Raw genomic sequence first — 24,301 nt, 5'->3', positions numbered from 1 at the left:
ACGTACATATCTGCCACTACCTGACAAGCTGCTCCACCAGCAGCACCACGCCGATCACCACCATCGCCGCGCCGGAGAAGCGGCTCACCATCCGGGCCGCGGCGGGCCGCGTCCGCAGCACCCGGCGCGCTCCCGTGCCCACCCCGGTGTAGACCACGGCACAGCTGGCCACGTGCACCAGGCCCAGCGCCACGATCTGCACCGCGAGCGGCCAACGGGCGTCCGGGTCGGTGAACTGCGGCAGCAGCGCCAGGAACAGCAGGAACAACTTCGGGTTCAGCCCGCTGATCCCTGCCCCTTTCACCACCTGCCGCGCCCACGAGCCGGCGGCTTGCTCCGCACCGGCCTGCGGCGCCGAAGGGCGAACCAGCGTGCCGATCCCCAGCCAGACCAGATAGGCCGCGCCCGCCACGGTCAGCACGGTCATCACCAGCGGCGAGCGCGCCACCAGCGCGGTGGCCGCCAGATGCCCGGCCAGCAGCCCGCCCACCGCCGGCAGGCGGGTTCTTCCTCGGCGGCTCACTCTTCGACCACGTCACCCCGGACATGCGGGTCTACCGCGAGGAGATCTTCGGTCCGGTGCTGTCGATGGTGCGCGCTCAGTCGTTCACCGAGGCGGTGCGGCTGGTCAACGACCATGAGTTCGGTGGCTGGAAGCGGTCGTTGTTCGGTGACCACCACATCCACGGCCCCGAAGGTGTGCGCTTCTACACCCGCTACAAGACCGCCACCACCCGCTGGCCCAACGACAGCCAGGTACGCACGGAGTTCGCGATGCCGACCCATTCCTGAAAGCGGCTCAGAGTTGGCCGGGCTGGCGTTCGATCAGCTTGACGACCTCGTTGGCGCTTCTGGCGATGTGCTCGCGGACCTCGGCGACGATCCGGTCCTCGTCGCCGGAGGCGATCACGTCGACGAGCCGTACGTGCAGGTCGGCGTCTCGCGCCGGGTCGGACCGGGTCGCCTGGTCGAGGGACATCGCCATGCGGATCTGGGACTCCACCAAGGGCCAGATCCGCGTCAGCATCGGGTTTTCCGCCCCCTCCCACAAGGTGCGGTGCAGTTCGAGATGCGTCAGGTCGGCCTTGACGACGTCACCGGAGTCGAGCGCGTCGAGATGGGTCTGGAGGGCCTGGCGCAGCCGCGTCATGCCCTCCCCATCCGGATTCTTGGCGAGATTGAGGGCGGCGAGGGTCTCCAGCGCCACGCGGACCTCCGCCACACCGAGGAGGTCCTGCGGACTGGGCTTGGCGACGCGAATGCCTTTGTAGGGCTCCTGCACCAGGGAGCCCTCATGAATCAGCTGGTGGATCGCCTCACGGATGGTGGGCCTGCTGACTCCCAGCGCGTCGGCGAGCGGGGCTTCCTTGACGCGTTGCCCGGGTACGAGCTCGCCCGACAGCAAGGCGCGACGAATCGCGTCCACGACGACTTCCCGCCTCGTGGCATTGCTGACCGGTGCCAGTGCCGATTCGCTCGCCCGTTCGGTCGTCATTCTCCCGCCCGCCTTCGTCTTTTAGCATTCAGTGTCGCAGATCGGCAGTGCCGTCAGAGTCCGCTCGTCAGCGCCTTGACCGGTACGAAGCCCGCTGGAAACGGCGGGGACTGATGAGCGGGTCCTCCTCGGCCTCACCTCTGACCAGTCGCTGGATCATGCGCGCGGTGCTCGGCGCCAGGGTCAGCCCGAGCATGCCGTGCCCTGAGGCGACCCAGACGTTTCCGCCCTCGTACAGCCGCCCCACGATCGGCAGGCCGTCCGGCGTCATGGGGCGCAGGCCGGCCCAGGGCGTCCGATGCGGAGCCGCGGGGTCCCAGTCCCGGAACGCCGTGCTCGCGGCGCGCTTGATCGCCTCGATCCGGGTGCCGTTCACCCGTTCGTCGATTCCGGAGAACTCCATGGTTCCGGCCAGCCGCAGCATTCCGTCCAGGGGCGTGACGGCGACGTGGGCGTCCTCGAGCGTCAAGGAGGTCCGCAGCGTGACAGGCGGTGGCGTGTAGTCCAGGCTGTAGCCCTTGCCGGGGCGGATCGGCAGGGGGTTGCCCAGCCGCCTCGACAGTGGCCCGCTCCAGACCCCGGCGGCGAGGACGACCGCGTCGCAGGGCAGCCGCTCGTCAGCGGTCACGACACCGTGGACGCCGGCCGCTCCGCTGTCGAACGCACGCACCTCGGCGTTCTCCCGGACCTCTCCTCCGTGCTTGCGCACGTAGCCAGCCAGTGTCGAGGTGAGCGAGTCGGGCTCGATCTGCCGGTCCCGCGCGTAGAACAGGCCGTGCCGAACCCGGTCGGACAGCGCCGGCTCCACCCGGTGGACACCGTCGACGTCCAGCACCTCGACCTCTTCGCCATGCCCCGAGAACACGTCCTGGTAGCGCAGACGGTCCTGGAAGAGACGCGTGCTCTCATAGGCGAGCAGGACGCCTCGCCGATGCATCTCGAATTCCAGCCCCGCCGCTCGCCACTCGTCGAGCAGGTCGTCGGCGGTGGAGGCCAGCCGGAGATGCAGCGCCAGGCCGGCGCGGAACCTGTCCTCGGTGCAGTGACGAGCCATCCGCACCATGAACCGGATGAAGCCGGGCGACAACGACGGTTTGATGTAGAGCGGGCTGTCGGCTCGCAGCATCCACTTCAGTCCTTGGACGACCATGCCGGGCGCCGGGACGGGACCGGTCTCGGCGAGGGCGATCTTGGCCGCGTTCCCGTGCGAGGCTGCGGCTCCGGCCGGCCCGCGGTCGAGGACGACCACGTCATGGCCGTCCCGCACCAGCTCGTACGCGCAGGCCAGCCCGACGACCCCGGCGCCGACCACGACGATCCTCACGTGACTCCTCCGACGAAGAAGGCGCTGCTCACAGTACGCCCGCGGCGGTGAGCAGCCGGCTGAACTCGGCCCGCGCGGTCTCGTCGAGCAGGGCGAACGGCTCGCGGACCGGCCCCGCGGGGTGGCCGGTCAGTTCCATGCCGGTCTTGATGGCCGCCGCGTAGTTGTGTGCCTCGAGGAAGTCGCAGATGGGCCAGATCTTCTCCCACAGGCGGCGTCCCTCGGCCAGGTCGCCACGGACCGCGACGGCGTCCCACAGCCGCATCGACAGCTCCGGAATGACGTTGGTGGCGCCCCAGACCGAACCGGTGGCCCCGCTGACGAGTCCGAAGAAGGTGAGCGTGTCCCATCCGTTGAACGCCGTGATGCGGTCGGTGTGGGCCAGGAGCAGCTCGCTGAGCGCGACGGCGTCCCCGGAGGTGTCCTTGAGGTACTCCACCCCTTCGATGTCACCGAGCTCGGCGATCTGGCCGGCGGTGAGGTTCACACCCGTGGCGGACGGGATGTTGTAGTACACGATGGGCAGGCCCGACGCGTCGTACACGGCCTTGAGGTAGCCGCGCAGCTGCGCCAGATCGGGCGCGTCGTAGAACGGCGGGACGATCATGAGCGCGCGGGCTCCGACCTCGGCCGCGTGCGCGCTGAGCTCGACGGCTTCGGCGGTCGACAGGGCGCCGGTGCCGGCGATGACCGGCACGCGCCCGTCGGCGGCCTTGACGCAGATCTCGGTGAGCTCCTTGCGCTCGGCGAGCGTCAACGCCGTGAACTCACCCGTGCTCCCACCCGGCACCAGGCCGTGGACGCCGGCGTCGATCAACCTGTCGATATGCCTGCGCAGCGCGTCGGCGTCGATGTCCGCGCCGTCGGGCGTGAACGGGGTGACGAGGGCGACGAGGATGCCGGTGAGCGGGTCCTTCTCAGACATGCGGTGTTGTCTCCTGGATTCTGTGGGTTCAGCGGAATCGGACTGCGTCGACGAAGGCCTTGAGCTCGGGGTCTTCGCAGTGGTGGAAGGCTTCGTCCGGAGTCGCGTCGACCGCGATGCGGCCGTGGGAGAAGAACACGACCCGATCGGCGGCCTTGGAGGCGAACGCCATGTCGTGCGTGACCAGCACGACCGCGAGGCCGTCCTCCTGCTTGAGCCGGGCGAGCACGCCCAGGACCTCGGCGGCCACCGGCGGATCGAGTGCCGAGGTGATCTCGTCGCACAGCAGCACGCGCGGCCGCATCATCAGCGCGCGGGCGATGGCGACCCGTTGGCGTTCTCCGCCCGAGAGCTGGGTGCACCTGCTGGTGATGTGGTGTGCCATGCCGACTTCGTCGAGCGCGGCCTCGGCCCGTTCTCTCGCCTCGCCGGCCGACAGCCCGAGGACCTTGCGCGGTGCCAGGACGAGGTTGTCCAGGACGTTCATGTGGGGCCAGAGCGTGTAGCTCTGGAACACCATGCCGACCATGGCGGCGCCATGGCTCCAGTCGGCGGTACGGGTTCCGCCGGAGAGCGTCAGCTTCGCGTCGATGGTCACGTCACCGTCCTCGGGTGCTTCGAGCCCGGCGATGACCCGCAACAAGGTGGACTTGCCGGAGCCGCTCTTGCCGATGATGACGCTCACCTCGCCGGAGGCGACATCGAAGTCGACGCCGTCCAGCACCGGTTGACCATGAAACTCCTTGCGCAGATTGCGCGCTGAGACAAGGGGAACCGTGAGGGTCATGAGGAGGCTCCTGCCAGCTGCGGCTTACGAGGCTTGATCATGGACGGGCGCCCGGCGCGGGCGAGCTGACCCCGGCGTTCGAGGTAGCTGGTGAGCAGGGATACCGGGAAGGCGATGCAGAAGTAGATCAGCGCCGCGACCGTGAACAGTTCGAGGGCACGGTAGGTCTCCGTCGTCGCGGTGTTCGCCTGGAACATGAGGTCGCCGACGGCGATGGTCGACACCAGGGCGGTGTCCTTGAACATCGAGATGTTCAGCGAGAGGATCACGGGGATCTGCTGCCGGAGCGCCTGCGGCACGATGATGTGGCGCAGCTGCTGAAAACGGTTCAGCCGCAGCATCTTGCCCGCTTCGATCTGTTCGACGGGGACTGCCTGGAAGCCGCTGCGGTAGGCCTCGGCCATGAAGGCGGTCAGGTTCGCGGTGAGGGCGATGATCGCCGAGGCGTAGCCGGGCAGCGTGATACCCGTCAGCACGGGCAGCGCGTAGAAGATCCAGAACAGCTGGACGAGCATGGGCGTGCAGCGGAAGATCTCGATGTAGATCTGTGCGACCCACCGGATGATCTCGATGGTGGCCATCCGGGCGACGGCGACGGGTATCGCGAGGATCATGCTGAGCACGATGGTGATGCCCGCGAGCTGGAGGGTGATGCCCAGGCCGCTGAGGAGATGGGGCCAGGCGGTGCCCACCACACCCCAGTCGAAGTGGTAATCGAACATGATCTACTTCTTCCGCAGGTCGCCGAGCTGGTCGATGGGGACGTAGTGCTGCTTGGCGTACGCGCGGTCGAGCTCACCGCTCATGCGGGCGTTCGCGATGCCGATGTTGATCAGTTGAAGTGAGCGCGCGTCGATGTCGTTGGGCAGCCCGTAGCCGGCGCCGGCCTCGTAGATGGACGGCTCGGGCACCACGATCTTGTACGACGTGTCGGTCTGCACCTGCGACTCGGCGGTCGGCAGATCGGCGAACGCGGCAACGGCTCGGCCGGCCTGAACGGCCTGAAGCGTGTTCGTGTAGTCGTTCAGCGCGAGCGTCTTGGCGCCGGCCTCGGCGACGGCCGCCCCCGGGGCCGTCCCCTGGGCGACGGCCACCGGCTGGCCGGAGTCGATGATCTGCTTCGCGGTCTTCTGAGCGGAGTCCGCCTTGACCACGAAGACGCCTTGGTACTCGTAGACGGGGTCGGAGAACTGGATCGCCTTGGCGCGCGCCAAGGTGGAGTCGAGGTTGGCGGCCGCGTCGTAACGGCCGGCCTGGAGCCCGGCCACGATGTTGTCCCAGTCGGCGGACACCGGCGTCAGCTTGACCCCCAGCGCCTTGGCCAGATGCTCCAGCGGAATCAGGTTGGGCCCTCCGAGCACGTCACCCTGGCGCACGGTCATCGGTGGTGCGATGGCGACGCCGACGCGGAGCTCACCACGGCTCTTGACCGCTTCCATCCAGGACCCGCCGCCGCTCGCCGCGGCGGCGCTACCGCTGTCGCGGAAGCCCGCGCCGACATAGCCGCCGACGAGCGCGATGACGGTGACGGCTAGGACGGCCAGGACATATTTCGTGGTTTTGGTCATGGTGACCTCCTGGGGGCAGCCCAAGGCTTCTTGCCTTCGGGGATTGTAGATCGTCAGACGATCTGCATTAATGTGAAAGCTTGGAAGCGTCCCTCTGCCGTGTCAAGGGGCCTTTGAGAACCTTTTCGCGATCGAGCGAGCGATCGGACGCCTGGAGGCCGCCGCGTGGACGGAACGCGCATCATCACCTCGGTAGACGTGCACGCGGAAGGCGAGCCCGGCCGCGTCCTGCTGGGCGGTCATCTCCAGGTGCGCGGCGCCACCATGTCCGAGCGACTGCGCTGGTGCACGGAGAATCTCGACGATCTGCGGACGTTGCTCCTACGCGAACCCCGAGGTCACCCGGCCATGTGCGCCGTCCTCGTGCTGCCACCCGTCACGCCCGCGGCCGATGTCGCACTGATCATCCTTGAGCACGGGGGATTCCGGCCCATGTCCGGCAGCAACACGATGTGCGCCGTGACCGCCCTGCTCGAAACCGGTGCGTTGCCCATGCGCAGCCCGGAGACGGTCGTGCGGATCGACACCGCGGTCGGCCTGGTCGAGGCGACCGCCGTGGTCGCAGGCGGCAAGGTGCGAACCGTCCAGGTGAGAAACGTGCCCTCGTGGGTCGTCGCCCTCGACACGCCGATCAAGGTGCCCGAGTACGGCTCTGTCCTTGCCGACGTGGCCTTCGGCGGGCAGTTCTACGTCCAGGCGCCGGCCGCGGCCATGGGTGTCGAACTGGGCGCGGACAACGCGCCCGCGATCGTCAGAGCGGGGGCGGCGCTGCTGGCCGCGGCGCGAGCCCAGATCCCGGTACGCCATCCCGACGACGCGAACATCGATCAGATATCCCTGGCGATGCTCCACGGCCCGGCCGACGAGCCAGGCGTGTCCGCGCGCAACAGCGTCATCCTGCCCAATGGGGACCTCGACCCCGAGCGGCCGGAGACCTGGCGAGGCGCTCTCGACCGCTCGCCGTGCGGAACGGGAACCTCGGCCCGCATGGCCTGCCTCCACGCACGAGGCGACCTCGCGCTCAACGTCCCCTTCATCCACCAAGGCGTGCTGGGCACGACCTTCGAAGGCATGCTGCACCAGCGCGTACAGGTGGCCGGGCACGAGGCCGTGATCCCGTCGATCAAGGGGCGCGCCTGGATAACCGGGATCAACCAGCACATCCTTCACCCCGACGACCCGTTCCCGCGCGGCTACACCGTGGGCGACGTGTGGGGAACCACGTCCTTCTGAACATCAGAGAAGAGGATTTTTCATGACCGCACCCATCCGTCCACACGTATTCCGGACCATCGAGTCCCACACGGCCGGCAACCCCACCCGCACCGTGCTGTCCGGCGTTCCCGCCCTCGAAGGCGACACCATGCTCGAGCGCATGCACGACCTCGCGGCCCGGTATGACTGGATCCGGACCTCGCTCATGTACGAACCGCGCGGCCACTCCGTGATGTCCGGGTGCCTCGTTCTCGAGCCGTGCGACCCACGCGCGGACGTCGGCGTGCTCTACATCGAGGCGAGCGGGCACCTGCCGATGTGCGGCCACGACACGATCGGCCTGGTCACCGTGCTGCTCCAGCACGGCGTGCTCCCTGTCGTCGAGCCGGTCACGAACGTCGTGCTGGACACCCCGGCCGGCTTGGTGGAGACGGCCGCCGAATGGAAGGACGGCCGCGTGACCGAGGTCTCGTTCGTGTCGACGCCCTCGTTCCTCTACGCACGGGATGTGCCCGTCGAGCTGCCCGGCGCCGGCACGGTGACGGTCGACATCGCCTGGGGCGGCAACTTCTACGCCATCGTCGACGCGGACTCGGTCGGACTCGATCTCACCGAGCCCAGGGTCGGCAAGCGCATCCTCCTCGCCGAAACGCTCAGGGACGTCATCAACGAAACCGTGGACGTCGTGCATCCCACGCTTGACGGAATCCACGGAGTCACCCACGTCCAGTTCATCGGGCCACCTCGGCGCGCCGATGCGACGAACCTCTGCTCGGTCGTGATCCGGCCCGGTGGCGCCGACCGCTCTCCCTGCGGCACCGGCACCGCCGCCCGCACCGCCGCGCTGGTGGCCCGCGGCCGGTTGCGGATGGGCGAGCCCCTGGTGCACGAGAGCATCACCGGCGAGACCTTCACCTCGGTGCCCGTCGAGAAAGTCCAGGTCGGCGCCTTCGACGGCGTACGCAGCCGCATCACCGGCCGGGCCTACGTCACCGGCACCGCCGAGTGGACCATCGATCCACACGACCCGCTTCGAGCAGGCTTCCTCTTCACGTGATCACGCGCTGGAGGGGAGCGGTGTGCATAACACGTTAGTCTCACCCTCTGGGAGTAATGTCCGTTTCTAGGAGAGCCATGCACGACGACGTGAACCACGCGCGAGCGATCGAGCCGAGGGTCGTGGCGTGAGGATTTCACAACGCGCGCTCGCCGTCGCCCCGTTCTACGCCATGGAGTTCGGCAAGCACGCCGCGACGCTGGAGTCCCAAGGGCACCACGTCGTCAAGCTCAGCATCGGTGAACCGGACTTCGGCGCGCCCCCGGCCGTCCTGAACGCGCTGCGCGAGGCCATGGACGGAAGGCCGATGCCCTACACGGCGGCATTGGGGCTGCCCGAGTTGCGGCAGGCGATCGCGCGGTTCTACCGGAACGAGCACGGTGTCGACGTCGACCCTGCCCGGGTCGTCGTGACCGCGGGAGCCTCGGCCGCCTTGGTGCTGGCCACCGCGGCACTGGTCGACCCGGGCGACGAGGTGATCATCAGTGACCCGTCGTATCCCTGCAACCGGCAGATCGTCGAAAGCTTCGGCGCCCAGGTCACGCTCGTCCCCGCCACCGCCGCGACCCGCTTCCAACTGGACGCGGCGTCGGTGAAGTCGAGCTGGACGGACCGCACCCGGGGCGTCATGATCGCCACCCCGTCGAACCCGACGGGCACCTCGGTTCCGGCCGGCGAACTGGCGGCGATCTGCGAACTCGCCCGCGAACGGGACGCCTGGCGCATGGTCGATGAGATCTACCTCAACCTGAGCGACCACGACGAGCACGGGCGCCCACCGCGGAGCGTGCTGTCGTTCGATCCCGACGCCATCGTCATCAACAGCTTCTCCAAGTACTTCGGCATGACCGGCTGGAGACTCGGCTGGTGCGTCGTCCCGGAGATCCTGGTGCCGGCGATGGAGCGCCTGGCCCAGAACTACTTCCTGTGCGCATCCGCCCCCGCCCAGCACGCCGCGCTGGCCTGCTTCACCGCCGAGTCCCTCGCGGTCTGTGAGGCACGCCGCGTCGAGCTGGCCGAACGCCGCGCGCTCGTCCTGGAAGGCCTGGCCCGGATCGGACTGCCGGTCCCCGTCCCGCCCGACGGCGCCTTCTACGTGTACTTCGACGTCGGGCAGAGCGGGCTCACCTCCTGGCAGTTCTGCGAGCGAGCGCTGCACGAGGCACACGTCTCCCTCACCCCGGGAAGGGACTTCGGCACCCACACCGCCGATACGCACGTCCGGCTCTCGTACGCGGCGTCAACGGAAGAGCTTCGCGAGGGGCTCACCCGGCTCGGGCGGTTCGTGGCCGCCCTCAGCTGAGCCTCTGGGCGTCCACCAGGACCTGCCCGGCTTCCGTACGGTCATAGAACACCGACCGCCCGGCCCGTCGGCGGTGGATCAGCCGGGAGTCGAGCAGGACCTTCAGGTGGCGGCCTACGGAGCCCAGGCCCTGGCCGGTCAGCGCCACGAGCTGCGTCGTGCTTTTCGGGGTGTCGAGCAGCATGAGGACGTTCGCTCGCGCGGGCCCGAGCAGCCTGCCCAGCGCCTCGGGCACCGGCGCGCGGCCGGCGTCGGCGAGCGCGCCGGAGCACGGATAGACCACGGCGTGCCGGTGCGCCGCGTCCCACGAGACCCACGTCTGGCTCGGTGTGACGGGGACGAACATCAGCCGCGCCCCGGAGAGCTCGCGCGGCGGGTAGCCGTGCGTGTTGATCTGCAGCCGGCTCTCGCCGAGCCACCGCATTCCGGGGCGCATGTCGTCGAGGGTCGCCGCCCAGCCGCCCTGGCTCAGCCGCGCGGTGCGGGCGATGACGTCGGCCTCGATGATCCGGCGGCGGCGCGGCCAGTGGGGGAGCACCGTCTGCTTCCACACCCATTCCAGCAGGTCGGCGGTGCGTTCGGGCAGGTCGTCGCGGTGCAGCCGGGCGGGGAGCGGACCGCCGAGCGACACGGTCAGGTCGGCGCGGGCGGCCTCGGGCGGGGTCTCGCGGATGCGCACCAGCTCCCGCTCGAAGGCCGGTTCGGTCTCGTCGAAGGGGGTGGGGGTGAGGAAGTCGGCGTTCCAGGTGCGGCCCAGGGCGGCCCGGATGAGCAGCGCGGTGATCGGGTCGCGGGCCTGCCGTTCGCGGTAGGCGGGCAGGTGCGCGTCGAGCCACGCGCGCTCGCCCGGATGCGCGGCCGTGCCTCGTTCGAGGGTCTTCAGGCTCGCCGTGGCCTCGGCCAAGGGCGAGACGACGAACCGGCTGTCCGCGAGCGTGTCCGCGTTGACCTGCCACCAGCCCATGGTTTCGCCTCCCCGCGAAACATTAACGCCCTGGTGGCACGGCCACTGACACTTTCCGCCATGCGTACCTATCGAGAACTCTTCCGGACGCCGGAGTTCACTCCGCTCTTTCTGGCCTCCGCCGGGCAGGTGGCCGGCCACACGGTGAGCGGGCTGGCCCTGGGCACGTTGGTCTACTCGGCGACCGGGTCGCCGCTGCTGTCCGCGCTGGCCATGTTCGGTCCCGCCCTCGTGCAGGTGATCGGGGCGGCCACGCTGCTGTCGGCGGCCGACCGGTTACCGCCGCGTGCCGCGTTGACGGGGCTGATGCTGGTCTTCGCCCTGGCCACCGCCGCGCAGGCGGTTCCGGGGTTGCCGGTGTGGGCCGTCTTCGCCGTACTGCTGGGGCAGGGGTTGATCACGTCGCTGGGCGGGGGAGTGCGTTACGGGCTGCTCAACGAGATCCTCACGCGGGATGGATACCTGCTCGGCCGCTCGATGTTCAACATGTCCGACGGCTTCATGCAGATCTGCGGGTTCGCGACCGGCGGCGTGCTCATCGCCGTCCTGTCGCCGCGCGGCGCGCTCCTGACCGGGGCGGCCCTGTACCTCGCCGCCGCGGCCGTCACCCGCTTCGGCCTCAGTCGCCGGGCGCCGCGGGCCGCCGGGCGGCCGTCGGTCGCCGAGACCTGGCGGGACAACGCCCGGCTGTGGTCGGCCAGACCCCGCCGGTACGTCTACCTCGCTCTTTGGGTGCCCAACGGGTTGATCGTCGGTTGTGAGTCGCTTTTCGTGCCGTACGCGCCGGGGCAGGCGGGGCTGCTCTTCGCCTGTGCGGCGCTCGGGATGCTGGCCGGTGACGTCGTGACCGGCCGGTTCGTGCCGCCGACGTGGCGGGTCCGGCTCAGGGTGCCGCTGTGCCTGCTGCTCGCCACGCCGTACGTGATCTTCGTACTGCACCCGCCGCTGCCCGTCGTGGTGGCGGCCGTCGCGCTCGCCTCGGTCGGGTATTCGGCGAGCCTGGTCCTCCAGGAGCGCCTGATGTCGCTGACGCCGGACGAGCTGAGCGGCCACGCCCTGGGCTTGCACTCCTCGGGGATGCTGACCATGCAGGGGGTGGGCGCCGCGCTCGCGGGTACCGCCGCGCAGCTGACCTCGCCCGCGACGGCGATAGCGGTGATGGCGGCGGCCTCGGTCGCGGTCACCCTGACCCTGGCACCCGGGTTGCGGGACGACCGCGAGGCGGCCGTTGATACCCAGCGGATACACGGTTGAGCGCCCGGCGATACCCGGCGAATACCGAACGGCAGGAGAAGGGCTCCAGAGTGGCGTGATCCCACCGAGAAGGAGTCTTCGATGCGTGTGTTGATGTGCGGTCTGCTCGGCCTGGCGGTGCTGACCGGCTGCGGAGGAGCCCCGACCCCCGCGGCCGGTGATGACGGTGCCACAGTGGACAAAGCTCGCGAACGGGAGACCGTCATCGCCACCTGCATGAAGCAGAAGGGTTTCTCCTACACCCCCTCGGTCAGCCTCCCCAAGAAGTCCGACGCGAACCCCGCCGACTACGCCGCGATGAAAGCGGACCGCGCCAAGAACGGCTTCGGCGTCTTCTCCGCCGTCGTCTATCCGAAGCCGCCGGAGACACAGGCGCCCGACCCCAACCAGGCGACGATCGACAGCCTGTCCGGCGCCAAGCGGGACGCCTACCTCAAGACGCTGAACGAGTGCCGGGTCACCGCCCTCCGGCAGGTGAACGGCCTGAAAGTCACCTCGGTCGCCGACTACCAGGACCAGATGAGCACCGAGATCGAGAACATCGACAAGACCCTCGACGGCGACCCCGGGCTCCTGGAGCTCGCCGCGCCGTTCGCCGAGTGCCTGAAGTCCAAAGGCGAGCGGGTGACCTCCGAGAAGCCGGTCGCGCTGGACGCCCGCGGCGTGACGCTGTGGAGCGAGCAGTCCGAGCGGCTCGGCAAGTCGGGCACCGTCACGGCGGATGTGGCCAGGCCGTATCTTGCCAGGGAGATCAAGTCGGCGCTGGTCGACCTGGAGTGCGGCAAGGACTTCTACGCCGCCTTCATCCCCCTGCAGAGGCGGCTCACCAATGAGGCCAGGGTGAAGTACGGGTTCCAAGAGCGGTGATGCGTGCTCCTCGTGGCAAGCTGCTGATCGTGCTGGCCGTGGTCCTGGTGGTCGCGGGGACCGGCTGGGGAGTGGGCAGTCTGCTGCGTTCCCCGGCGGACGAGGCGGCGGCCCGCAAACCGCCCAAACCATCGCTGGTCACGGCCGCCGTCGAGCGGCGCGAGCTGGTCGCCACCGTGGTGGTCAGCGGCACGCTGGAGTACGGCTCGCCGTACCCGGTGTCGCTGGCCGGGGTGGTGGGCGGCAGCGAGACCGCTCAGCGCGCCACCCGCGCTCCCCGGCGGGGCACCCTCGCGGAGGGCGCGGTGCTGATGGAGGTGAACGGGCGCCCGGTGTTCGTCTTCGCCGGCACGGTGCCGATGCATCGCGGCATCGTCCCCGGCGCCAAGGGGGCCGATGTCCGGCAGTTGCAGAAGGCGCTGCGCAGGCTCGGCTACCGCGCGCCCGTGACCGGCGTGTTCGACCGGGCGACCAGTGCCGCGGTGTCGCGGTTCTACGCCAAGCGGGGCTACGAGGCGCAGCGGCCCACCTTGGAGCAGCGGCAGCAGCGCGACGAGCTGGGCCGGGCCGTACGGACCGCGCAGGAAGTGCTCGCGACCGAGCGCCAAGCCCTTGAGCAGGGCAAGGATGTGCTCCCGTTGAAGGTCAAGCTCGCCAATGCCCGGCAGGATCTGAAGGAGGCCGAGCAGGCGCTGAAGGGCGCGCGGGCACAGGAGCGCACCACCGAGGACGAGGCCAAGGTCGAGGCCGCCGAGAGCGCCGTACGGGCGGCTGAGGAGAAACTGCTGGCGGCCCAGCAGGAACTCGCCCAGGCCACCGCGACACCCACTCCCGCGTCCAGCCCCAGCCCCACCGCAGCTCCCACGGCTGGGCCGCCGGCCGACACTCGCCTGCTGGAACTTCGGGTCGCCAACGCCAGAGCGGACCTGGACGCGGCAAGGACCGCGCTGGATCGCGTACAGGAAGAAACCCGGACCACGCGGGCGAAGCGGCTGACCGAGCTGGGGAAGAACGTCCGGGTGGCGCGCGAGGCCGCCGTCACCGCCGAGCAGGCGCTCAGGCAGGCCAGGCAGCTCTCGCCGGTCAAGCTGAAGGTGGCCGACGCCGAGCGTGACGTGGCCGGGGCGCGGGCGCTGCTGGCCGAGTTCTCCCGGACCTACGGCACGACCGTCCCGCCGGGGGAGGTCGTCTTCCTGCCCAAGCTGCCCGCCCGGCTGCACAAGCCGGCCGTCAAGGCGGGCGAGCTGGTGGACAAGTCGATCGCCACGGTGACCAGCTCCACGTTCGTGGTCTCGGGCTCGGTGGACGTGGCCGAGGCCGAGCGGGTGAAGGCGGGTCTGAGCGCGAGCATCGAGACCGAGGCCGGCAAGACCGTCACCGGCACGGTGACCTCTCTCGGCGGACGCGACGCGAAGGGCGCCGTGCCGGTGACGATCACCCCTGGCTCGATGAAGGGCCTGAAGAAGCTGGCCGGCGCGCCCGTCACGGTGCGGGTGACCATCGGCGCCACCGGCCGGGAGGTGCTCGTGGTCCCCGCCGCGGCGGTCGTCACCGCCGTGGACGGCAAGGCCCGGGTGCAGGTGGAGATCGCGCCCGACCGGACGAAGGAGGTCGAGGTACGCACCGGCCTGTCCGCCGACGGAGCCGTTGAGGTGACCGGCGACCTCAGGCCGGGCGACCAGGTGGTGATCAACAGTGCCTGAGCCGGTCATCCTGCTCGACGAGCTGACCAAGGAGTTCCCCGCCGACCCTCCCGTCAGGGCGCTCTCCGCTATCAACCTAAGAGTCGAAAAATCGGACTACGTGGCCATTGTTGGGCCTTCGGGGTCGGGGAAGTCCACCCTGCTCAACACGCTCGGTCTGCTCGACCGACCGACCAGCGGCAGCTACCGGCTCGACGGCATCGAGACCGTCGGCCTGAAGGACAGCGTACGGACCACCATCCGGGGCAGCCGGATCGGCTTCGTCTTCCAGTCCTTCCACCTGCTGCCGCACCGCAGCGTGCTGGAGAACGTCATGCTGGCCGAGGTCTACGGCGCGGCACCGCGCGCGGGGCGCCGCGAACGCGCGCTGCGGGCTCTGGAGCGGGTACGGCTGTCGCACCGGGTGGGCTACCTGCCCGGCAAGCTGTCCGGCGGTGAGCGGCAGCGCGCCGCCATCGCCCGCGCGCTCATGGGCGACCCGTCGCTGCTCCTGTGCGACGAACCCACCGGCAACCTCGACAGCAAGAACACCGACGCCGTGCTCGACCTGTTCGACGACCTGCGCGCCCAGGGGATGACCATCGTGGTCATCACGCACGAGAGCGACGTGAGTGACCGGGCCGGGCGCCGGGTGCGCATCACCGACGGCGTCCTCACCGAGGAGTAGACGTGCACCCTCGCGACCTGCTGAACGAGGCCGTGGCGGGCTTGCTGGCCCGCCCGGTGCGCTCGGCGCTGACCACGCTGGGCACCGTGCTGGGCATCTCCACGCTCGTGGTCACCCTGGGCGTCGCCGCGACGGCGGGCAACCAGATCGTCGGCCGCTTCGACGAGCTCACCGCCACCTCCATCACGGTCGACGTCCCGGACCGCCCGTTCCCCCTGGTCGACTGGGCCGACGTCAGCCGGGTGAGCCGGCTGCGCGGGGTGGTCTCCGCCGCCGGGCTCGCCGAGTCGGAACAGAGCGCCAACCTCAGCGTCCGCTCCAACGACCTCGTGGACCCGACCCGGATCACCACCCAGACCCTGACCGTGCTCTCCAGCAGCCCCGGCCTGCCCGCCGCGGTCAAAGGCAGGATGATCGAGGGCCGCTACTTCGACTCCGGGCACATCGCCCGCGGGGACCAGGTCGTCGTGCTGGGTCAGCACGCGGCCAAGCTGCTGGGCATCACCCGGCTGACCCGGGCCCCGGCCGTCTTCATCGGCACCCAGGCGTACACCGTCATCGGCGTGCTCGGCGACCCGCGACGCGAGAAGAGCCTCGCGAGCGCGGTCTTGCTGCCCCCGTCCGTCGGCAAGCGCTACGGCCTGGGCACCGTGACCCGGGTCCTGGTCAACACCGGCCTCGGCGCCGCCGAACTGATCGCCAAGCAGGCGCCGGCCGCGCTCAGCCCAGGCAACGAGGCCCTCCTCCAGGTCAGCTCGCCATCCAGCCCCACCAGAGCACGCGACGCGGTGCAAGGCGACGTCAATGCCCTGTTCCTGATCCTCGGGCTGGTCTCCCTGGTGGTCGGCGCGGTCGGCATCGCCAACGTCACGCTGGTGACCGTGATGGAGCGCGTCGCCGAGATCGGCCTGCGCCGCGCCCTGGGCGCCGCCCGCCGCCACATCGCCGCGCAGTTCCTGCTGGAATCCACCCTTACCGGGCTGACCGGCGGCGTCATCGGCGCTTCCGGGGGGATCGTGGTGATCGTCGTGGTCTGCGCCATCAAGCAATGGACTCCGGTCATGGATGTACGGCTGGCCGTCATGGCGCCGGCCGCCGGTGCCGTCGTCGGGCTGCTCGCGGGCCTGTACCCGGCTTTGAGGGCCGCTCGCATGGAGCCGGTCGCCGCACTTCGCTAGGTATGGTGCACTTTCATGACATCCCTGCTGCTCGTCGAGGACGACGCGGTGATCCGCGCGTCGGTGGGCCTGGCTCTGGAACGCTACGGCTATCGGATGACCACCGCCGCTGACGGGCTGGCCGGGCTGGAGGCCGCTCAGGCGGGTGGTCACGACCTGCTGCTGCTGGATGTGATGCTGCCGGGCCTCGACGGCATCAGCGTGTGCCGCAGGATCAGGGAGACCAGTCAGGTGCCGATCCTCATGATGTCGGCCCGCGGTGACGGCCTGGACATCGTCGCGGGGCTGGAGGGCGGCGCCGACGACTACGTGGTCAAACCGGTCGACCTGCCGGTGCTGGTGGCCAGGATCCGCTCGCTGCTGCGCCGGGCCACCTTCGCCGGGCAGGCCGCGGCGAGCGCGGCGCTCACCTTCGGCGACCTGAGCGTCGACACCGGCGCGCTGGAGGTACGGCGGGCCGGGCGACGCGTCGAGCTGAGCCCGACCGAGCTGCGGCTGCTGCTGGAGTTCGCCGCCCACCCCGGCATCGTGCTGGAACGGGCGACGCTGCTGCGCACCGTGTGGGACTACGGCTGGGACGGCGACAGCCGCGTGGTCGACCTGTGCGTACAGCGCCTGCGCAAGAAGATCGGCGCCGAGCGGATCGAGACGGTCCGCGGGTTCGGTTACAAGCTGAGCGTCACATGAATCCGGCTTCGCTGCGCTGGAAGATCGCCGCCCTCGTCACCCTCGCCGCCACCGTCGTCGCCGCCGTGGTCGGGCTCCTGGTGCACCAGGCGACCTGGCAGCGCGCCCTGGACCTGGGCAAGGCCCGGGCCGAGGTGGCCGTCGACAAGTCACTGGCCTCCGCCGACGTGGTGGCCGTCGACGAACTCCCTGACGCTTTGGCCGCCCAGCTGCGGCCCGGCCGGACGGTGACCTGGTACGGGCTCGACCACCGGGACGAGCCGTGGATGTGGGCCGCCCAGCCGTACGGCGGCGACGGCCGCGAGGCGGCGAGCGCACAGATCTCGATGGGCTCGGAGCTGCTCAGCCTGTACGCGCTGGATCGCGACATGGTCAAGGCCGCGCTGCTCGCCCTGGCCGGGGTGGTACCGCTGTCGGTCCTGGCCGCCGAACTCCCGAACCGGCGGCTGCGGCGCATGGCCCGCACCGCCCGCCGGATCGCCGACGGCGACCTGGCCGCTCGCACCGACGCGCGCGGCCGGGACGAGATCGCCGAGATCGGCGCCGGACTCAACTCCATGGCCGCCGGCCTGCAGCGGCGGCTACTGGCCGAACAGCGCTTCACGGCCGACGTCGCGCACGACCTGCGTACCCCGCTGATGGGCCTGGTCACCGTCGTCGAACTGCTGGAGGAGGGCGAGGCCACCGATCTGGTACGCGACCGGGTGCGGGTGCTGCGCTCGCTGGTGGAGGACCTGCTGGAGGTCTCCAGGCTGGACGCGGGCGCCGAGGTCGCCGAGCGGGTACGGGTGCCGCTGGCCGAGGTGGCCGAGGAGTCCGCGGCCCGGGTGGGGGTCGAGGCGCGGGTGCTGGCGTCGGGGGATCCGGTGGCCGAGACGGACCCGCGCCGCCTGGACCGGATCCTCGCCAACCTCGTGCTCAACGCCCACCGCCACGGCGCGCCCCCGGTGGAGATCACCGTCCACGACCACGTGATCGAGGTCCGCGACCGGGGCCCGGGCTTCCCTCCGGAGCTGCTCGCCGACGGCCCGAGACGCTTCCGCACGGGTGCCGCCGAACGCGGTCGCGGTCACGGCCTCGGGCTGACGATCGCGCTGGGGCAGGCCCAGGTCATCGGCGCCGACCTGACCCTGGCCAACGCCCCCGACGGCGCTGTCGCCGTCCTCCGTCTGCCGGCCGGCTGACATCCCGCTCGTACGTTCGGACCACGGCCCAGCACCCCAGCAGGACAACCCCGAACACCGGCAGCCAGACCAGCCGGACCAGCACCCACCTGAATCCGTCGGGAGCGGTGTGCAGACCGGGCAGCGCGTCCCCCACGAACAGCCCGGCCACCGTGACCACGATCATCGCGGTCTGGTGCCACAGGAAGATCGTCATCGCTGACAGGTTCACCAGCGCCACCGCCGCCCAGACGGCCGGACGGCGCAAGACCCGCCGCAGCGGACCGAGCAGCAGCAGAGCCGCCCCGCACTGGGCCAGCCCGAAGGCGACGACCGCCAGGGTGGGCGGGTCGAGATTGGAGATCGGGGCACCGGGCACCCCGACCATGGCGGCCGGGTATCCGGCCCACAGGACGAGCCCGGCCGAGGTGGCGGCGCCGCCGAGCAGCAGTGCCCATCCGGTCCTGCGGTCGTACAGGTCGCCTCGGGCCCAGGCCGCGCCCAGGCAGTACGGGACCAGCCAGCCGGCCACCACGTTGATCCGGCCGAGCCAGGCGGGGCCGTCCAGGCCGTACAGGATCAGGTCGACGAGCAGCACGACGGCGAACGGCCACAGCGGATGCAGCCTGGCGACCAGCGGCGTCACCACCGTCAGCGCCGCGAAGACCAGCAGGAACCACAGCGGCGACAGCACCAGCCTGACCAGCGCGCTCACGGTCTCCAGGCTGACCCCGGCGGCCAGCAGCGCGACCGCCGCCACGGCCCACACCACCAGCACGGCGGCGACCGGCCGGGACAGCCGGGCCATCCGCCCGCCGAGCCACTGCCCGTACGTCATGCCACGGGCGCGGGCGGAGGCGTAGCCCTTGGCCCCCACCTGCCCGCCCACCAGGAAGAACACCGCCAGCGTCTGGAACACCCAGGAGACAGGGGCGAGCTGGGGCAGCTCCTTGAGCGGGCTGGCCACGCGCACCGTCCCGTCGTCGCCGACGACCACGGCGGTCACCAGCCAGTGGCCGAGCACCACCCCCAGGATGGCCAGCGCACGCAGCGCGTCGACGGCCCGGTCGCGGGCGGGCGGGGTCGCCGACTCGATCCGCCGGATGAGCTGGGGGGATGCCATGGCGGATGGTCCTTCCGTATGCCGGTGGTTGCGGCACCGAAGCTACGGATCCCACCCTGTGGTCGGCCTCCCGCCGGAGAGTGCACGTTTCGCGTAGCTCTGAGGTATGAGACGAGGGCGTAGACAGTGTCTACGCCCGGCTGGTAGACACTGTCTATGGATCTTCGAGACCGGCTGATCGACGCCGGAGTGGACCTCGTGATGACCGACGGAGCCGCCTCGCTGGGGCTGCGGGAGATCGCCCGCCGGGCGGGGGTGTCGCACGGAGCCCCGCGCCGTTACTTCCCCACACATCACGCGCTGCTGTCCGCGATCGCCCGCCGTGGCTTCGCCGACCTCACGGCCCGGTTCGTGGCGGCGGGCGACGGCGAGGCGGCGCCACGCGATCAGTTGCGGGCGCTGGCGCGGGTGTACGTCGGGTACGCGCTGGAGTGTCGTGGCATGTTCGAGTTGATGTTCCGGCACGACCTGCTCGACAGCGAACAGCACTCCGCCGACCCGCCGCGGCTTCGGGAGTCGACCCTGCCGCTGTTCGAGCACGTCGTCGCCCTCGTCACTCGATACCAGTCGGACCATGTGGGCCTTCTCGGCGAGGCTGGGCCGCCACCGGAAGTGACGGCCGCCACCCTCTGGGCGAACCTGCATGGCATTGCCCAGCTATGGGCCTGGGGCAGCCTGCCGCTCGCCCTCGGCGCCCCGCCACCGGGCGACGCGCCTGGTGATGACCGTCTCGACGAACTGGTGGCGGCGGCCCTGGACGCGCACCTCGGCCCGGTGGGCTCGTGACCGCGTCCGTACGGCATCGCCTGGCGCTCCTGGCCAGCGTGGGCGGCGCGATGATCGTCGCGCTGGACGGCACGGTCCTGATCGTGGCGCAGCCCAGCCTGCAACGCGGCCTGGGCGCGAGCATCGCGCAGGTCCAGTGGACCAACACCGCCTACCTGCTCGCGGTGGCCGCGCTGCTCGTCATCGCCGGCCGCCTCGGCGACCGGTACGGGCACCGGCGCCTGCTGTTCGCCGGCGTGCTCGGCTTCGCCGCCGCGTCGGCCGGCATCGCGCTGGCACCCGGAGTCGGCTGGGTGATCGCGCTGCGGGCCGTGCAGGGCGTGTTCGGCGCGCTCCTGCAGCCAGCCACGCTCGCCCTGCTGCGGCTGGCCTACCCGGCCGAACGGCTCGGCCGGGCCATCGCGGTTCGTACCAGCGCCATCGGCGTGGCCGCGGCGACCGGCCCGCTGCTCGGCGGCGTTCTCGTCACCAACCTGGGCTGGCGGGCGGTGTTCGTGGTCAACATCCCCATCGCCCTGGCGATCGCCGCGCTCACCCTCGCCGTACGGGTACCGGCGCCGGACCGCACCGGATCCCAGCGGCTCGACCTCACCGGAGCGGCGCTGCTCGCGGGCACGCTCGCACTCCTGGTGCACACTCTGGTCGCCCTGCCGGCCCGCGGATGGACCGCGCCGACGCTGCTCGAACTCGCCGCCACCGCGGCCGGCGCCGCCGCACTCGTCGTACGCGAACGCCGCGGCACGCAGCCGATCGTGCCGCCCGCCGTGGCCCGGTCCTTACCGGTGACCGCGTCGATGGCGATCCTGCTCCTGGTCACCGCCGGCCTGTTCGGCGCGTTGTTCGTGGCCACGTTCTATCTCCAGGACACGCTCGGGCTGGATCCGCTCGCCGGCGGCCTGCTGGTCCTTCCGATGACCGCGCTCATGGTCGCCGGCGCGCCCGTCGCCGCCGCCGCGCTGCGCCGCTTCGGCCCGCGCCACACCGCGATCGCCGGTACGGTCCTGCTCGTCCTGGGCATCGCGGCCCTGTCCCGGCTCGGTCCGGCCGGCGTGTCGGTGGCGACCGGTGTGAGCTTCGCGGTGCTCGGCGCGGGGTTCGCCACCGTCATGGTCACCGCCACCGGCACCGTCGTCGGCGACGCGCCGCCCGGGTACGCCGGAGTCGTCGGCGGGCTCAAGCAGACCGCCATGAACATCGGCCCGACCCTCGGCATCGCCGTCGCCACCAGCGTCATGCTGATCAGCTCGCCCGCCACCGCGATGGGGCCCGCCCTGCTGGTCCTGGCCGCTCTGGCCGCCCTCGCCCTGCTACCGGCGTCCCTGCTGCCCCGAACCGGCTCTTCCACGACGCCGGTCCCGGCGCGGAGTAGTGACTAGGATCCTGCTCCCAGCCGGAAATCGTACGAAGGGCGGAAGAATACCTATCGGCTGATGATGATGCTGGACTGATGGATTTCAGAGCGTTAGTGGTAGGCATCGCGCTGGCAACGGCCGCCTTGCCCGCCATCCCCGCCTTCGCCGATCCCGTGCACGAGTGCGCCACGGCGGTCAGCCGCTGCGACGGCACGGTATCGGTGCCGCTGAACTGGAACGACCCGTCCTCCGAGCGCATCACCGTCTCCTTCGCCTGGCTGCCCGCGAAGGCCGGCGCGAAGGGCACGATCCTCGCCAATCCCGGCGGGCCCCTTCCCGCGCTGCCGCAGATCCCGATCATCCAGCAGACACTCGGCCCCGTGCTCGACCGGCAGAACCTGCTCGTCGTCGAACCGCGCGGGCTGGGCAAGTCGTCGCCGCTGCTGTGCCCCGGCCTCAACCTGATGGCCCCGGACACGATCACCGCGTGCGCGCGACAGCTCGGCCCCCGCGCCCAGTACTTCACCGCCGACCAGGTGGTGGCCGACATGAACGCGGTCCGGCGGGCGCTCGGCGTGCCGGAGATCACCTTCTACGGCAACTCGTACGGCACCCTGTACGCCCAGGCGTACGCGACCCGTTACCCCGAGAGCCTGTCCGCCGCCTTCCTCGACAGCACCACGATCACCGCACCCGACGGGTACGCGCTCTGGCCGATGCGGAGCCGCCTCGACCGGCTCGACCTGGTCTGCGAGCGGTCCCGCGCCTGCCGTGCGCTGCCGGGAGACGCGAGCGGCACCTGGACCCGCCTGGTGGCCCACCTGCGGGCCGAGCCCGATGCCGAACTGCCGATCGGCTCGCTCATCGCCGTCGTGCGCAACGTGCAGCAGCCGGTGTTCGGCCGGGAGTCGAGCGCCGCCGCCACCGCTTACCTGCGGGGCGACCCGGCACCGCTGCGACGGCTGGCCCGCGTGGTGAGCGGGAGCCCCCAGCAGCCCGTCGAGGGCGCCGAATGGGCGGGCTACCTGGCTCACCGCTGCGGCGACGGCTCGTTCCCCTTCGACCGGGACGCCACTGCGGCCGAGCGCGAGCGCCAGATCGAACGCTATTTCCGCGAGGAACGCCCCCTCGCGCCCTTCACCCCCGCCGACATGGGCGTGACCGGCGCGGCGGCCCTGGAGTTCTGCGTGAACTGGCCCACGCCGCGCGACAACCCTCCGGTCCCGCCGCGGGCCACGCGCCCGGCCGTACCGGTGCTGGTGGTCGGCGGCGACTTCGACACCCAGAGCCCCGCCGAGGTCGCCCGCGCCCTGCGTACCTTCCCGAACGCCAAGGTCGTCCGGGTCCGCTATGGCGGGCACAGCCTCGCCTGGGGCGGCGGGCCGGTCGGCGAGTGCGTGCGTACGGGGCTGCGCGCCTTCCTGTCCGACCCCGCCCATCGGGTCCCTGACCTGCGGTGCGATGCGGAGAACTATCGCGCGGCCGGAGCATTCCCGCGATCTTCGGCAGATGTCACCGCGATCCCGGCCACTGGATTGAGGGAGTCCGAGCGGCGTACCGTCTCGGCGGTCTTCGCCACGGCCGTGGACGCCACCTCCCGGCGCAATCCGTACGCGCTGCTCCACGCCCGGCTGAAGACCGAACCGGGGCTGCGCGGCGGCCGGGTCGACTTCCACGACGACACCATCACCCTGGACCAGACCCGCTTCGTCACCGACCTCCAGGCCGACGGCGACATCCGCCTCAGCGTGACCGGCCAGGCCACCGCCGCGCTACGCGCGACCGGCGCCGACGGCCGAGCGCACGACATCACGCTGACCTGGCAGGCGTTCACCGCGCAGGAGCGCCCCGCCCTTTCCGGCACCTTCGACGGCCGTCCGTTCTCGTCTCCTGGTACGTGATCTAGTAACCGTATGAGCGAGGAAACCGACCTGGTCCGGCACGGCTACAACGAGCTGTCCTACCTCTACCGGGGCGACGAGGACGACGACGGCGAATACGCCCCGTGGCTCGAAGAGCTCCATTCCCGTCTGCCGCCCCGGGCCTCCGTGCTGGATCTCGGCTGCGGCTGCGGGGTCCCCGTCGCCCGGTCGCTGGCCGCGGCCGGGCACGGCGTGACGGGCGTCGACCTCAGCGACGTCCAGATCGAACGGGCTCGCCGTCTCGTGCCCGCCGCCACCTTCGTCCGGGGCGACGCCACGGCCTTGGACCTGCCGGACGCCTCCTTCGACGCGGTCGTCTGCCTGTACACCCTCATCCACCTGCCACTGGAACGTCAGCCGCGGCTCATCGAGCGCATCGCCGCCTGGCTGCGGCCCTCGGGTCTGCTCCTGGCCACCGCAGGCTGGGAACCATGGACCGGTACCGAGGACGGGTGGCTCGGCGGCGCCACGCCCATGTGGTGGAGCCACACCGATGTGGCCACCTACCGGTCCTGGCTGCGGGAGGCCGGGCTGGAGATCATCTCGGAGGAGTTCATCCCGGAAGGGGACAGTGGGCACGCCCTGTTCTGGGCTCGCAAACCGGGCGGCTGACTAGATTCCGGATGGAGTTGCGAACTGTTGGCTGTCGAGTGTGCATGGTGTGCTTCTCATTGCGTCGGTCTTCATGTGAATGCGACGGAATGGGCGCGCGGGGGAGGTCTTATGTGGTCTCCCGGTGATTGCGTGACGGCGCGTTCCCGATTGCGGCTGAGAGATTTTGATCGGCCTGATCGCGGTGGGCGTCGAGGTTTGCAATGCCGGTCGTGCCTGGTCGTAGTGGGGTGGACGTGGTTTGAGCGGCGGCTGTGTATCGCTCAAATGTTCTACCCGGCGGGGCAAATTTCGGTAGTCTAACGGTCACCGTCGGTGAAGGACTGGAGGTGGAGTGTAGGTGATCTCG

24 protein-coding genes are annotated in these 24,301 nt (G+C 70.6%); 15 read left to right on the top strand and 9 right to left on the bottom strand.

Going from position 1 to position 24,301, the window contains the following annotated elements:
* Window positions 1–16: 16 nt before the first annotated feature.
* Window positions 17–523, bottom strand: a complete 507-nt coding sequence (locus tag KME78_RS64155; RefSeq protein ID WP_308126905.1) for a LysE family translocator — start codon at window positions 521–523, stop codon at window positions 17–19.
* Between the two features lie 23 nt (window positions 524–546).
* On the opposite strand from KME78_RS64155, the gene KME78_RS64150 reads away from it, so the two are divergent.
* Window positions 547–792, top strand: coding sequence for an aldehyde dehydrogenase family protein (locus KME78_RS64150; RefSeq protein ID WP_372454897.1), 246 nt, complete (start codon window positions 547–549; stop codon window positions 790–792).
* 7 nt (window positions 793–799) lie between these two features.
* Here KME78_RS64150 and KME78_RS11830 read toward each other — a convergent pair whose 3' ends face one another.
* The 6 genes from KME78_RS11830 to KME78_RS11805 all read right to left on the bottom strand — a co-directional run bounded on the left by KME78_RS11830 (window position 800) and on the right by KME78_RS11805 (window position 6,099).
* A complete protein-coding gene (locus KME78_RS11830; protein WP_219528879.1) occupies window positions 800–1,426 on the bottom strand; it encodes a GntR family transcriptional regulator in 627 nt (208 codons plus the stop codon).
* A 136-nt stretch (window positions 1,427–1,562) separates the two neighbouring features.
* Window positions 1,563–2,819: an NAD(P)/FAD-dependent oxidoreductase gene (locus tag KME78_RS11825; RefSeq protein WP_219528878.1), complete on the bottom strand. Its 1,257-nt coding sequence runs from the start codon at window positions 2,817–2,819 to the stop codon at window positions 1,563–1,565.
* Window positions 2,820–2,847: 28 nt separating this feature from the next.
* The gene (locus tag KME78_RS11820; RefSeq protein ID WP_219528877.1) at window positions 2,848–3,744 is read right to left on the bottom strand and encodes a dihydrodipicolinate synthase family protein; all 897 of its coding nucleotides are present in this window, start codon (window positions 3,742–3,744) and stop codon (window positions 2,848–2,850) included.
* A 28-nt stretch (window positions 3,745–3,772) separates the two neighbouring features.
* Window positions 3,773–4,531 (bottom strand): amino acid ABC transporter ATP-binding protein, encoded by a 759-nt coding sequence (locus tag KME78_RS11815; RefSeq protein ID WP_219528876.1) that lies wholly within the window; start codon window positions 4,529–4,531, stop codon window positions 3,773–3,775.
* Entirely contained in the window at window positions 4,528–5,253 is a 726-nt protein-coding gene (locus tag KME78_RS11810) for an amino acid ABC transporter permease (protein ID WP_219528875.1), read from the bottom strand. The genes KME78_RS11815 and KME78_RS11810 overlap by 4 nt, the downstream gene beginning before the upstream one ends.
* A 3-nt stretch (window positions 5,254–5,256) precedes the next feature.
* Complete coding sequence (locus tag KME78_RS11805) at window positions 5,257–6,099, bottom strand: ABC transporter substrate-binding protein (protein WP_219528874.1); 843 nt, start codon at window positions 6,097–6,099, stop codon at window positions 5,257–5,259.
* A 165-nt stretch (window positions 6,100–6,264) separates the two neighbouring features.
* On the opposite strand from KME78_RS11805, the gene KME78_RS11800 reads away from it, so the two are divergent.
* From KME78_RS11800 to KME78_RS11790, 3 genes are all read left to right on the top strand, one after another.
* Window positions 6,265–7,332: a proline racemase family protein gene (locus KME78_RS11800; RefSeq protein WP_219528873.1), complete on the top strand. Its 1,068-nt coding sequence runs from the start codon at window positions 6,265–6,267 to the stop codon at window positions 7,330–7,332.
* A gap of 22 nt (window positions 7,333–7,354) precedes the next feature.
* Window positions 7,355–8,371: a proline racemase family protein gene (locus KME78_RS11795; RefSeq protein ID WP_219528872.1), complete on the top strand. Its 1,017-nt coding sequence runs from the start codon at window positions 7,355–7,357 to the stop codon at window positions 8,369–8,371.
* A gap of 127 nt (window positions 8,372–8,498) precedes the next feature.
* On the top strand, window positions 8,499–9,674 hold the full coding sequence (locus KME78_RS11790; protein WP_219528871.1) for a pyridoxal phosphate-dependent aminotransferase: 1,176 nt from the start codon (window positions 8,499–8,501) through the stop codon (window positions 9,672–9,674).
* Here KME78_RS11790 and KME78_RS11785 read toward each other — a convergent pair.
* A complete protein-coding gene (locus tag KME78_RS11785) occupies window positions 9,667–10,638 on the bottom strand; it encodes an ArsR/SmtB family transcription factor (protein ID WP_219528870.1) in 972 nt (323 codons plus the stop codon). The genes KME78_RS11790 and KME78_RS11785 overlap by 8 nt on opposite strands.
* Window positions 10,639–10,698: 60 nt before the next feature.
* Here KME78_RS11785 and KME78_RS11780 point away from each other — a divergent pair, with 60 nt between their 5' ends.
* The 7 genes from KME78_RS11780 to KME78_RS11750 all read left to right on the top strand — a co-directional run bounded on the left by KME78_RS11780 (window position 10,699) and on the right by KME78_RS11750 (window position 18,178).
* The gene (locus KME78_RS11780) at window positions 10,699–11,892 is read left to right on the top strand and encodes an MFS transporter (protein WP_219528869.1); all 1,194 of its coding nucleotides are present in this window, start codon (window positions 10,699–10,701) and stop codon (window positions 11,890–11,892) included.
* An 81-nt stretch (window positions 11,893–11,973) separates the two neighbouring features.
* Window positions 11,974–12,759: a hypothetical protein gene (locus KME78_RS11775; protein ID WP_219528868.1), complete on the top strand. Its 786-nt coding sequence runs from the start codon at window positions 11,974–11,976 to the stop codon at window positions 12,757–12,759.
* Window positions 12,759–14,462 (top strand): peptidoglycan-binding protein, encoded by a 1,704-nt coding sequence (locus tag KME78_RS11770; RefSeq protein WP_246650922.1) that lies wholly within the window; start codon window positions 12,759–12,761, stop codon window positions 14,460–14,462. The genes KME78_RS11775 and KME78_RS11770 overlap by 1 nt, the downstream gene beginning before the upstream one ends.
* A complete protein-coding gene (locus KME78_RS11765; protein WP_219528866.1) occupies window positions 14,455–15,129 on the top strand; it encodes an ABC transporter ATP-binding protein in 675 nt (224 codons plus the stop codon). The genes KME78_RS11770 and KME78_RS11765 overlap by 8 nt, the downstream gene beginning before the upstream one ends.
* Window positions 15,130–15,131: 2 nt before the next feature.
* Window positions 15,132–16,307: an ABC transporter permease gene (locus KME78_RS11760; RefSeq protein ID WP_219528865.1), complete on the top strand. Its 1,176-nt coding sequence runs from the start codon at window positions 15,132–15,134 to the stop codon at window positions 16,305–16,307.
* A 15-nt stretch (window positions 16,308–16,322) separates the two neighbouring features.
* The gene (cseB, locus tag KME78_RS11755; RefSeq protein WP_219528864.1) at window positions 16,323–16,994 is read left to right on the top strand and encodes a two-component system response regulator CseB; all 672 of its coding nucleotides are present in this window, start codon (window positions 16,323–16,325) and stop codon (window positions 16,992–16,994) included.
* Entirely contained in the window at window positions 16,991–18,178 is a 1,188-nt protein-coding gene (locus KME78_RS11750) for a sensor histidine kinase (protein ID WP_219528863.1), read from the top strand. The genes cseB and KME78_RS11750 overlap by 4 nt, the downstream gene beginning before the upstream one ends.
* Here KME78_RS11750 and KME78_RS11745 read toward each other — a convergent pair.
* Complete coding sequence (locus tag KME78_RS11745) at window positions 18,105–19,280, bottom strand: acyltransferase family protein (RefSeq protein WP_219528862.1); 1,176 nt, start codon at window positions 19,278–19,280, stop codon at window positions 18,105–18,107. The two genes, KME78_RS11750 and KME78_RS11745, sit on opposite strands and share 74 nt — an antisense overlap.
* A gap of 156 nt (window positions 19,281–19,436) precedes the next feature.
* Between KME78_RS11745 and KME78_RS11740 the strand changes: the two genes are divergently transcribed.
* The 4 genes from KME78_RS11740 (at window position 19,437) to KME78_RS11725 (ending at window position 23,952) form a co-directional block, all read left to right on the top strand.
* Window positions 19,437–20,066, top strand: coding sequence for a TetR/AcrR family transcriptional regulator (locus tag KME78_RS11740; protein WP_219528861.1), 630 nt, complete (start codon window positions 19,437–19,439; stop codon window positions 20,064–20,066).
* Entirely contained in the window at window positions 20,063–21,442 is a 1,380-nt protein-coding gene (locus tag KME78_RS11735) for an MFS transporter (RefSeq protein WP_308126904.1), read from the top strand. Before KME78_RS11740 ends, KME78_RS11735 begins: the two co-directional genes overlap by 4 nt.
* 71 nt (window positions 21,443–21,513) lie before the next feature.
* Entirely contained in the window at window positions 21,514–23,319 is a 1,806-nt protein-coding gene (locus KME78_RS11730) for an alpha/beta fold hydrolase (RefSeq protein WP_219528860.1), read from the top strand.
* Window positions 23,320–23,331: 12 nt separating this feature from the next.
* Window positions 23,332–23,952 carry a class I SAM-dependent methyltransferase gene (locus KME78_RS11725; protein WP_219528859.1) on the top strand — a complete coding sequence of 207 codons (621 nt, stop codon included), beginning with the start codon at window positions 23,332–23,334 and terminating at the stop codon, window positions 23,950–23,952.
* Window positions 23,953–24,301 lie beyond the last annotated feature (349 nt).

It is taken from the genome of Nonomuraea guangzhouensis (genome assembly GCF_019396345.1).
GTDB classification, from domain to species: Bacteria; Actinomycetota; Actinomycetes; order Streptosporangiales; family Streptosporangiaceae; genus Nonomuraea; species Nonomuraea guangzhouensis.
The sequence above is the reverse complement of the archived record's forward strand: the minus strand, read 5'-3'. Positions and strand labels throughout refer to the sequence as shown.

Excerpts from the sequence above, each read along its gene's own strand:
- KME78_RS64150 (WP_372454897.1), top strand. The coding sequence starts at position 547 with ATGCGGGTCTACCGCGAGGAGATCTTCGGTCCGGTGCTGTCGATGGTG.
- KME78_RS11820 (WP_219528877.1), bottom strand. The coding sequence starts at position 3,744 with ATGTCTGAGAAGGACCCGCTCACCGGCATCCTCGTCGCCCTCGTCACC.
- KME78_RS11815 (WP_219528876.1), bottom strand. The coding sequence starts at position 4,531 with ATGACCCTCACGGTTCCCCTTGTCTCAGCGCGCAATCTGCGCAAGGAG.
- KME78_RS11810 (WP_219528875.1), bottom strand. The coding sequence starts at position 5,253 with ATGTTCGATTACCACTTCGACTGGGGTGTGGTGGGCACCGCCTGGCCC.
- KME78_RS11805 (WP_219528874.1), bottom strand. The coding sequence starts at position 6,099 with ATGACCAAAACCACGAAATATGTCCTGGCCGTCCTAGCCGTCACCGTC.
- KME78_RS11795 (WP_219528872.1), top strand. The coding sequence starts at position 7,355 with ATGACCGCACCCATCCGTCCACACGTATTCCGGACCATCGAGTCCCAC.
- KME78_RS11785 (WP_219528870.1), bottom strand. The coding sequence starts at position 10,638 with ATGGGCTGGTGGCAGGTCAACGCGGACACGCTCGCGGACAGCCGGTTC.
- KME78_RS11780 (WP_219528869.1), top strand. The coding sequence starts at position 10,699 with ATGCGTACCTATCGAGAACTCTTCCGGACGCCGGAGTTCACTCCGCTC.
- KME78_RS11775 (WP_219528868.1), top strand. The coding sequence starts at position 11,974 with ATGCGTGTGTTGATGTGCGGTCTGCTCGGCCTGGCGGTGCTGACCGGC.
- KME78_RS11770 (WP_246650922.1), top strand. The coding sequence starts at position 12,759 with ATGCGTGCTCCTCGTGGCAAGCTGCTGATCGTGCTGGCCGTGGTCCTG.
- cseB (WP_219528864.1), top strand. The coding sequence starts at position 16,323 with ATGACATCCCTGCTGCTCGTCGAGGACGACGCGGTGATCCGCGCGTCG.
- KME78_RS11750 (WP_219528863.1), top strand. The coding sequence starts at position 16,991 with ATGAATCCGGCTTCGCTGCGCTGGAAGATCGCCGCCCTCGTCACCCTC.
- KME78_RS11745 (WP_219528862.1), bottom strand. The coding sequence starts at position 19,280 with ATGGCATCCCCCCAGCTCATCCGGCGGATCGAGTCGGCGACCCCGCCC.
- KME78_RS11740 (WP_219528861.1), top strand. The coding sequence starts at position 19,437 with ATGGATCTTCGAGACCGGCTGATCGACGCCGGAGTGGACCTCGTGATG.
- KME78_RS11730 (WP_219528860.1), top strand. The coding sequence starts at position 21,514 with ATGGATTTCAGAGCGTTAGTGGTAGGCATCGCGCTGGCAACGGCCGCC.
- KME78_RS11725 (WP_219528859.1), top strand. The coding sequence starts at position 23,332 with ATGAGCGAGGAAACCGACCTGGTCCGGCACGGCTACAACGAGCTGTCC.